Annotated in this window: 10 protein-coding genes; 5 read left to right on the top strand and 5 right to left on the bottom strand. The window is 42.1% G+C overall.

Annotated elements, in window-relative coordinates; genetic code table 11:
- A partial coding sequence (locus BV372_RS25725; RefSeq protein ID WP_179198234.1) for a leucine-rich repeat domain-containing protein occupies positions 1-616 on the bottom strand: 616 nt, incomplete at its 3' end.
- A 775-nt stretch (positions 617-1391) separates the two neighbouring features.
- On the opposite strand from BV372_RS25725, the gene BV372_RS25720 reads away from it, so the two are divergent.
- The 3 genes from BV372_RS25720 to BV372_RS25710 all read left to right on the top strand — a co-directional run bounded on the left by BV372_RS25720 (position 1392) and on the right by BV372_RS25710 (position 2647).
- A complete protein-coding gene (locus tag BV372_RS25720; RefSeq protein WP_086689335.1) occupies positions 1392-1820 on the top strand; it encodes a hypothetical protein in 429 nt (142 codons plus the stop codon).
- Positions 1821-2138: 318 nt separating this feature from the next.
- Complete coding sequence (locus BV372_RS25715; RefSeq protein ID WP_086689334.1) at positions 2139-2363, top strand: hypothetical protein; 225 nt, start codon at positions 2139-2141, stop codon at positions 2361-2363.
- Complete coding sequence (locus tag BV372_RS25710; RefSeq protein WP_086689333.1) at positions 2360-2647, top strand: type II toxin-antitoxin system mRNA interferase toxin, RelE/StbE family; 288 nt, start codon at positions 2360-2362, stop codon at positions 2645-2647. Before BV372_RS25715 ends, BV372_RS25710 begins: the two co-directional genes overlap by 4 nt.
- Before the next feature lie 96 nt (positions 2648-2743).
- Here the strand turns inward: BV372_RS25710 and BV372_RS25705 are convergent, their stop codons facing one another.
- From BV372_RS25705 to BV372_RS25685, 4 genes are all read right to left on the bottom strand, one after another.
- Positions 2744-4051 carry an agenet domain-containing protein gene (locus BV372_RS25705; protein ID WP_086689332.1) on the bottom strand — a complete coding sequence of 436 codons (1308 nt, stop codon included), beginning with the start codon at positions 4049-4051 and terminating at the stop codon, positions 2744-2746.
- Positions 4052-4590: 539 nt separating this feature from the next.
- A complete protein-coding gene (gene bioF / locus BV372_RS25695; protein WP_086689330.1) occupies positions 4591-5772 on the bottom strand; it encodes an 8-amino-7-oxononanoate synthase in 1182 nt (393 codons plus the stop codon).
- Between the two features lie 60 nt (positions 5773-5832).
- Positions 5833-6471 (bottom strand): Holliday junction branch migration protein RuvA, encoded by a 639-nt coding sequence (gene ruvA, locus BV372_RS25690; protein ID WP_086689329.1) that lies wholly within the window; start codon positions 6469-6471, stop codon positions 5833-5835.
- Entirely contained in the window at positions 6468-7217 is a 750-nt protein-coding gene (locus tag BV372_RS25685) for a sucrose-phosphate phosphatase (RefSeq protein ID WP_179198233.1), read from the bottom strand. The genes ruvA and BV372_RS25685 overlap by 4 nt, the downstream gene beginning before the upstream one ends.
- Before the next feature lie 436 nt (positions 7218-7653).
- Between BV372_RS25685 and BV372_RS25680 the strand changes: the two genes are divergently transcribed.
- On the top strand, positions 7654-7968 hold the full coding sequence (locus tag BV372_RS25680) for a hypothetical protein (protein ID WP_086689327.1): 315 nt from the start codon (positions 7654-7656) through the stop codon (positions 7966-7968).
- On the top strand, positions 7965-9122 hold the full coding sequence (locus tag BV372_RS25675; RefSeq protein WP_086689326.1) for a PAS domain-containing protein: 1158 nt from the start codon (positions 7965-7967) through the stop codon (positions 9120-9122). The genes BV372_RS25680 and BV372_RS25675 overlap by 4 nt, the downstream gene beginning before the upstream one ends.
- Positions 9123-9227: the final 105 nt, after the last annotated feature.

Raw genomic sequence — 9227 nt, 5'->3', positions numbered from 1 at the left:
GACTGCTGAGTTGATTAATGCCCAGGTCGAGGGTTTGCAAGTTGACCAGTTGTCCAAATTTCCTAGGCAGACTGCTGAGTCGATTATCGCCCAGGTTGAGGGTTTGCAAGTTGACCAGTTGGACAATTTCCCCAGGCAGACTGCTGAGTTGATTACTGTAGAGGTTGAGGGTTTGCAAGTTGACCAGTTGGACAATTTCCCCAGGCAGACTGCTGAGTTGATTACTGCTGAGGTTGAGCGATTGCAAGTTGACCAGTTGTCCAAATTTCCTAGGCAGACTGCTGAGTTGATTATCGCCCAGGTTGAGGGTTTGCAAGTTGACCAGTTGGACAAATTTCCTAGGCAGACTGGTTAAGCAATTATCAACAACCTGAAGTTCTTCCAGTTGATTGAGCAATCCAATTTCTACAGGTAAATAGCTCAGTCTGTTGCCAATAGTCCCGACGATATCACCATCTGCGTCATACCGGTATTTACCGAGAATTAGCTTTTTTAGTTGAGTCAGCTTACCAATCTCAGGGGGTAAAGCCGTCAAATTGTTACCAGAGAGGTCTAGTTTCGTTACACCCTCTATTGCGGCTTGTTCAATTACCTGTAGCAGTTCTGTCTCGGTCATGAGCGAAATTGCTGAACTATTATCTACTACTTTCAAGGTATTCTAAATTACAGGCATACAGTATCGATAGGGAACCGATGTCTAGAGACAAGCTGCTGCGCGTTTAGGCACTTAATGTCAGATTATAATACGCGTTCTTTTAGAACATCGGGCTGGTAGCGATCAACGTCGCGATTTTTACGAAAAATATTCAGCTTGATGTCGTGTAGCTAAAGAATGTTTAACTCTTGCGTTCCCCAAAGGGGTTGTCGGAGACATCGCACTTTGAGCAGCCTAACACCTGAGTGTATTTCTCCATTGGCAAAGCGATCGCTTTGTTAAACGCTGCTAACGCACTTTCCCAAATCTAAAGCAAAAATGCGATCGCCTTCGCCGTAGGTCGGGTTAAGTTAGGGAAAATCATAATTTAATCCCTCAACACGACATTGAAGGCGCTCAACACGATATTGAAGGCGCTCAACACGATATTGAAGGCGCTCAACACGACATTGAAGGCGCTCAATACGACATTGAAGGCGTTCAACACGACATTGAAGACGCTTAATACGATATTGAAGGCGCTCAATACAACATTGAAGGCGCTCAACACGACATTGAAGACGCTCAATACGACATTGAAGACGATTCTTTTAAAAATTTCAGTATAAACAAGTAAAAATAATCAAATCGATGTTTATTTGCAGTTAATTTTCCGAATTATTTCTCATAGAGATTTATTGTTGCATTAGCTAAATTATACGCAGTAATCCTCTGATTTTCTTTAGGAGTGCATATTATGGTCAGACAAAAACGTGGTTCACCTACTCTCGAAAAAGCTTTACGGCGAGTTGCCGGAATGCGCTGGATTAGCCCGACACTGGACTTTGGCAAGGGATTAAATTTGACAGAATACGACAACTTAATCCAAAGTTTGCAAACTGAGCTATCAAACTATAATAATTTACTCACTTCTTTAGATGAAATGGCAGGTCGTATCTCTCAAATTGAAGAGAAATTAAGCAGCTATTCAGAAAAGATGTTAATGAGTGTGGCAACCAATTATGGCAGAGATAGTGTGCAATATACCCAGGCGGGAGGTAAGCTACGCAAGAGTTCATCACGCCGTTCTAAGAAATCTTCTGATTCTTCATCTGAGAGTACGGTAGTTACAGCTTTGAATGGTGCAAACAACAATGGTAACCAAAGCTCTGTTGTTTTACCTTAATTGGTTAACTACATAAGTACCTAAACAAAAATATTTACAGTCATTGCGAGCGAAGCGTAAAGCCTGCGGCATAGCTTTGCTTAACGTCGAAGGCGTTCTCGCAGAGAAGCAATCCCAATCCTTGCGATTGCTGCGCTCCACTTTGTTACACTCGCAATGACATTGTGTAATTAATTTTGTGTATCTACTTTATGCTAGCGATCGCTCTTTTATTTGGTAAAAAATAGGGCGATCGCCCATAACTGTGATAGTTGCGAGCGATCGCAGAAAGTAGCAACTATGATTAAATTAGTCTGACTAATCTAATTTGCGTCAAAGATGACAGATATCTCCCAAACCTCTCGACTGCAACAGGCGATCGATGTTGCGGAAGCTTTATCGTTAGAAGAACAGCAATTATTGCTGGAAATTTTAGCAAAACGCTTGCATAGGAAACAACGCCAGCAGCTTTTGGAAGAAGTCCAAGAAATTCGCCAAGAGGTTGCTGAAGGCGGAATCACATACGGTTCTGTGAAAGACTTTTTAGCGGAGTTAGATGCTTGAGAGAAATTGCCTGGAGTGCAAAATCTCTGCGTGCTTTTAAGCGCATGGTGCGTCAAAATCCTCAATTACGCTCCATGATTGAAGAAACCCTAGAACAACTTGCCGCAGATCCTTTCCATCCTACGTTAAAAACTCATAAACTTTCAGGTGAGTTCGCTGGTATTTGGGCTTGCTCAATCGACTACAGCTATCGCATTCTTTTTGAATTTGTGGCTAACCCAGAGGAAGGCAAAGAAGACGCAATTCTCCTGCTAAATCTCGGTGACCATGATGATGTGTATTGAACAAAAAGATCCCCGACTTCTTGAAGAAGTCGGGGATCTGAGTAATCGGCGATTTGATTGCTTAATTACGAACTTGTACTGAGCGAAGTCGAAGTATTACCGAATCTCTTCCGCATCTACCCACTCGTCATAAGATGAGTCGTAATCTAGGTAATGCACATAGTATTGCTGACCTTGAATTTTCTCAATACTTGCGGAATACCAATCTTCGTTGTCCTCATCCCAAACTTTGACTTTTTGGCTAACTGCAAATCCATTGTCATCGGATGCGCCATGTTCGCGAATCCGAATCTCATCTTCGCCAACCCACTCGTCATAGGTGGAACCGTAGCCAAGGTAATACACAAAGAATTGGTCTTCTTGGACTTTCTCAATTGTGGCTTGATACCAATCTTCTTCGTCACCATCCCAGACTTCTACTGTTTTGCTAACTGCATACTGGCTATTATCTGACTTCACAGCCGATGAGGTATCTTGGCGAGACTGTGGCGAATCTTGGGGAGTTTCGGCTTTGACTAAAGAGTGCGATCGCAATATTAGGGTACGAGCGACAGTTTGAATTCCTGTATGCTCGTAGTAATTGGTGGTTTGATCCAAGAATGCAGCAACAAAATCTAAGTTATCATCAGCAATTTGAATAAAACTACCTAAATGGCTAGAAATCGATTGTGGAGTTACACCTGTCTTGGCTACTAAGTTATTCATCCAGCCTTGTACGGAGTTAAAAGCCTGAGTAATAAAGCCAAATTTCTCACCAGGGTTATTACCTGGCAAAAAGTTGTTAACTGCTAAGAAAACAGGATTTTGAGCTACTATGCTGCTGGCATCAGCACCACTAATAATGCTATGAATCTTGCTGAGAAAGTCGGGGCCTAAAGGTAGTATTCCATCTATGCAAACTAAAGCGACCATCCGCGTTAAGGATGCATCTTTATAGTTTTCTGCTAAAGAAATAGCAAATGCTTGGGGATTTGGACTAGGAATACCATTTAGTTTAGAGAAGGCGATGATTTCGACAGCAATTTTTAGGACTAAATCTATAGTTTGAGTTACGTCTGCTTTGGGAGTGATATTACTTAAAAAGGAGAGAAAGCCGATTTTTTCACCTACTTTATTAGCTAAAGCTGCTGTAGCCATAGCTGTGTCGGCTTTATCGATAGTTTGATAAAGTTTGATTGCAGTTTGGTAGCCATTCTGTGGATCGTGATAGAGAGAGACAGCGCGATCGCGAATTTTTTGAATTACTTTGGCATCAGTCTCACCAGTAATTGCACGGATGCTATTGTCAAAGCCCACCAAGTTGTTCCATTCTCCTGGGGCGACATAATCGAGGGCTTTTAAAACCTTGACAGTAATATTATCGTTGGGTAATTCGTCAACCAACTGAATAATTGACTTATCCATGAATCAATCCTCGCAACTCAAAGGTATAGTATTAAATTATACTCACTCATTTTGAGTTGTCGATTGCTCAGGAAACACATCTTTGATGCAATACGGTTCAGTTAAGAAAATTCCTCTGTGGAGGCAAGGGAACAGGGAACAGGGAACGGGGAACAGATGCGTAGGTTGGGTTGAACGGAGTGAAACCCAACAATTACAAGACTTTGAAGTGTTGGGTTTCGTTCCTCAACCCAACCTACATCCACTACATCCACATCATATTTTTTGTGAAATGGTATAAGCGAAATTATTGGGAGTGAGAACTCGTGAAAAGTTAGATCCCGGACTTCTCAAAAGACTTCTTGCAGAAGTCGGTAAAAGGGAAAGGGGAAAAGGGGAAAGGAACTCAAAACCCTTTCCCTTTAACCTTTTCCCTTTCCCCCCTCTTGCAAAAATATATTTTTGCAAGAGGTCTAAAGAAGTCCGGGATCTGGACAACGGGAATTTTCACATATCATTATCGCGTGGTCTATTTACTTGAAAAACGCTGTAAATTGTAATTACAAATTACTGATTACATTGATGTCGCTCAGCACTGCTACTAATTTTTCAATATGCATTGCTTCATGTGTCGCCATCACAGATATTCTAATGCGACTGGTGGGCACAGTTGGCGGACGAATCGCTGGGGCAAAAATACCCGCATCTCTTAAATATTGTCCTGCTTTTAATGCTTCTGCGGCACTAGACAATTGAAAACATAATATAGGTGATTCTGAAGGCAGTAACTTTAATTCAAATATCTGCTCTTGAATTAACTTTTTTAAGTAATCTACATTCGTCCACAATTGAGTAAGGCGTTGCGGTTCTTGTTGCACTATCTTGATTGCTGCTAACGCCGCTGCTGTGTCTGCGGGTGAAAGTCCTGTGGTGTAAATCCAAGTCGGGGCGCGATTCCGTAAAAAGTCAATCAAGGTAGCACTTCCGGCTACATATCCGCCTAAACTACCCAAGGCTTTACTCAAAGTACCAATTTGAATTAACTGCTTCCCCGTACAGCCAAAATGTTCAACACACCCTGCGCCAGTTTTGCCCATGACTCCAGTAGCGTGAGCTTCATCAACTAGGAGCATACAGCTAAATTCTTCAGCGAGATCTAACATTGCTGGCAAAGGACATAAATCGCCGTCCATACTGAAGACGCTATCGGTGAGGATTAAACAGCGTCGGTAATTTTGCCTTTGCTCAATCAAGTGGTTTTTTACAGACGTAATATCAGAGTGCGGATATTCAATTATTGCTGCACCACTGAGAATTGCCCCATTTTTGAGACTCGAATGATTGTATTGGTCAGATAAAATTAAATCGCGCTTACCTACCAAAGCGGCGATCGCACCTAAATTTGCCAAATATCCTGAACTAAATACTAATGCATCTTCTGTTTGTTTCAGAGATGCGATCGCTCTTTCTAATTTTCTATGTAATTCTCGATGTCCACTAAGTAATCTAGAACCCGTGCTGCCTGTGCCAAATTCTTTGGTAGCTGCAACCCCAGCCGCAATTAAGCGCTGATCTCCCGCCAATCCTAAATAGTCATTACTGGCAAAATTAATTACTTCCCGCCCTTCTAGAAACACAGTAGCACCGGGACGCCCGTAAATTGTTTGTACTGAGCGATACCAATCCGCCCGATGAATAGTTGCCAAAGACTGCTCTAGCCAAGCATAAGGATCTATAGGCATTATGAGTTAGGAGGACAAGGGAAGGGAGACAAATGACAAATGACAAATGACAAATGACTACTAACCAATTTGTTCGCTACTGCTGAGATGAGCGATCGCTTGTTTAATCCAATCTTCTACATAGGCGTCTTTCGGAAGTCCGATATCTTCACTGACTACATGCAAGGCGTGGCTGACTTCGTGAGCAGTATAGCCCAAGGCAAACAAAGTCATTTGCACTTCTTCGAGAATACCTGGTGCTGGACCGCCTGTGGCGACGAAGAACCCTGCTGATTTGCGCCACTCGATCAATTTGCTTTTCAGTTCCAAACAGATGCGTTCTGCGGTTTTCTTGCCAACGCCTGGGGCTTGAATGAGGATTTGGATGTTGGCCGCGATAATTGCTTGGACTAAATCTGGTAGTTCTAACGTGTCTAACAGGGTAATCGCTAAAGCAGCACCAATACCGCTAACAGTTAGCAGATGACGAAATAAATCCCGTTCAGATGGGGAAGCAAAGCCATACAATAACGGCACTTCTTCGCGAATTTGGTAGTGGGTAAAGATTTGCACCACTCCTCCCGACTCTGGTAAATGCTGTGCTAGCCGCTGCGGAATTTGCAAATCATACCCCATGTTATTGACTTCAAGAGTCAAAATCACACGATTACTACTAATTGTTTGAACACCAGCAACGATACCTTTTAGATAACTAATCATTCTAAGAATCCAAAATATTTTAGTCCTTCCAGAATGCCACCTGCACAAAAATTTTGTGCTAGGTAACGGTAGTCAGCGGGATGCTCGTTGTGCCACTGGAGTAACTCAGGGCGGGCATTCCCGACAATGATTCCCCGTTCGTTGCCTACAGCAAATAAAGCAATATCATTACCTGAATCACCACAGACAACTGTTTGTTCTGCTGCGAACTTCCACTTTTGACGCAGAAATTGCATTGCCTGACCTTTATCGCTGGAAAGGGGAACAATGTCAAGATCAATTCCGCTACTGTAGATTAACTTTTTCTTTAAATTATGTTTTTGCAACTCTAACTCAAGACCCGATAAAATTCCAGGTGCTACAGATTGTTCGAGAAAAAAACTTACTTTGAAGGGGCGCTGTTCTGACTCTGGTTGCAAAGTTAACTCAGGGTATTTATCAGTTATAGAAAGTATAAGTTCGCGATCCCATCCCGGAGAGAGAACTTCTGACCAACCTGCATCTGGCTGCTTGCTATCATCAAGATAAATTTCCGTACCCACAGAAGAAACAAGAGCATCTGGTTGCAAGAGATTTTTTTCAACTTGCAGTTCTCGGTAAAGTAAAGGCGATCGCCCGGTGGCATAAACAATTTTTGTACCATATTCTTGGCGATGTTTCTGGAGGCGATCGTTTAACTCTACAAGAGCTTCGTCATTTCCTACCAGGGTATTATCCAAATCAGTTACGAATAAAAAACTAATCACAGCAACTCCATTTATCAGATTTACCATCAAAAAGTGTATGCTGTTTTTGTACTTAATCTCATCATCCAAACGATAGCGTTCTGAGCAATAAAGGCAGAAGGCAGAGGGCGGGAGGCAGAAAGAATACGGTTTTCTGCCATGCTACTTGACAACATTTGCACACCAACAGATATATTTTGCAGTTGGGGAACGGAGAACTGTTTCCATACTCCATCTATAGGGTAGTCCCGGAAATCTTCAGTTCTACCTTTCTTCAGTGCGGTTTCGTACTGAAATAAATGTGAATAAGAATTATCCTAAAAGAATAATTGCATATTGCTAAGTTCATGCGCTGTTTTTTGGTGAGGGATGAATTTGAAGTTTGAGTAGAAGGAACCTCAAAGCAGACTTCTCTGTTTGTGAATAATCATTTGTGTTTACAAAAAACAAATGACCAATGGCTAACGAGAAAGTACAAACCTCAAGCGTATGTAGATTTGCTGAATTTGCTCAACCTATTGACATTTGGATAAAATATTTACCAATCATGTCCGATGAATCTTTAACGCTCAACGGACTGCGAGTAATCGTTGTTGATAGTGATCTTGATTCGATAAATTTTTTAACAATGATTTTTGCAGCGTATGACTTAGTAGCGATCGCTTTCATTATTGGCTTTGGTAAGCAGTTACCCAAATCTTTTGATATCGCTAAGTTAATTGCAACATTTACTTATCAAAATAGACGAGTTCAAGTGGTGTCACTAATATGAATGAAACTGCTTTTACTCAACAAATAATGGCGATGTCCGATCGCTTATCTCATCTATATCAAAGAATTAACACTTCTGCTTCACAATCATCAAATTTATTATCATCAACTCTCCCTGAACTCGGCATTGCCTTTGAGAGACTTCAGAGAGCAGCAGAATTACTATACCAACAGAATCAGCAGTTAGTATTGGCTAACCAAACTGTACAAAATGAACGCCGACACTATCAGGAGTTGTTGGAGTTTATTCCAGATGCTTGCTTGCTGACAGATACAGATGGAAGGATTCACGAAGCCAACCGCGCGGCTGCCAAATTGCTTAACCTCCAGCAGCCTTTATTGATTGGTCGTTCGCTCATAAATTTCGTCGCTCATGAAACGCGGCAACAATTCCAAACTGACTTGCAGCAACTCCAGCAAAGACCTTGGAAACAAGAGTGGCAAGTCCGCTTGCTGCCAGAGCAAGGATTAGCATTTGATGTTAGCGTTGTTGTAGAGGTCAACCGCCAAGAAGTAAACCAACCGCTGACCTTACGCTGGCTGTTGCGCCAGCAAAGCCACAACCTAATCACAACAAACGAACAGTCTGATACTTATACCAATCTCAGCTACCCTTTGCAGCATTATCACAAAGGAGAAACAATTCCTTTAAACCCGCAGACGATTTGGCAGGTTTGTTCAGGACTAGTGAAGCTGACAACATTTTCTGATAGAGGTCAAAAGGTCTTGCTTGGATTAGCAGGGGCCTCAGCACCCTTTGGCCCGAGTTTGACTGCTTTACCACTGTATGAGGCAATTGCCCTCGCGGATACTCAGCTATGGAGCATTCCCATGAGCGAGTTTGTCAGCTCTGTCGAACTCAAGCAGCGCCTTTTACCTCAAATTAGCCAACGATTAAGACAAACCGAATTGCTGCTAGCTGTTTACGGGCAAGCACGAGTTTTAGACCGCTTGAACACTTTATTAGAAGTTCTAAAACAGGAAATTGGACAACCTGTAAAGGATGGAATTCGATTGAGTGTGCGTCTGACTCATGAAGACCTTGCCATTGCCACCTGTACAACTAGAGTCACCATTACTCAGTTACTTAAACAACTACAGCAGCAAAAGAAACTGAAGATAGATTCCCAGCATCATCTAATTTTGAAAGCATAAATCTTAGTGCCATTCCCCCGTAAGAATTCAGCACCCAGGAGTCAGACGTAAGAATTCAGCACCCAGGAGTCAGAAGTCAGAATTTAGAGGTAATCTAGTAGATTA

The organism is Nostoc sp. T09 (assembly GCF_002154695.1).
Classification (GTDB): domain Bacteria; phylum Cyanobacteriota; class Cyanobacteriia; order Cyanobacteriales; family Nostocaceae; genus Aulosira.
The sequence above is the reverse complement of the archived record's forward strand: the minus strand, read 5'-3'. Positions and strand labels throughout refer to the sequence as shown.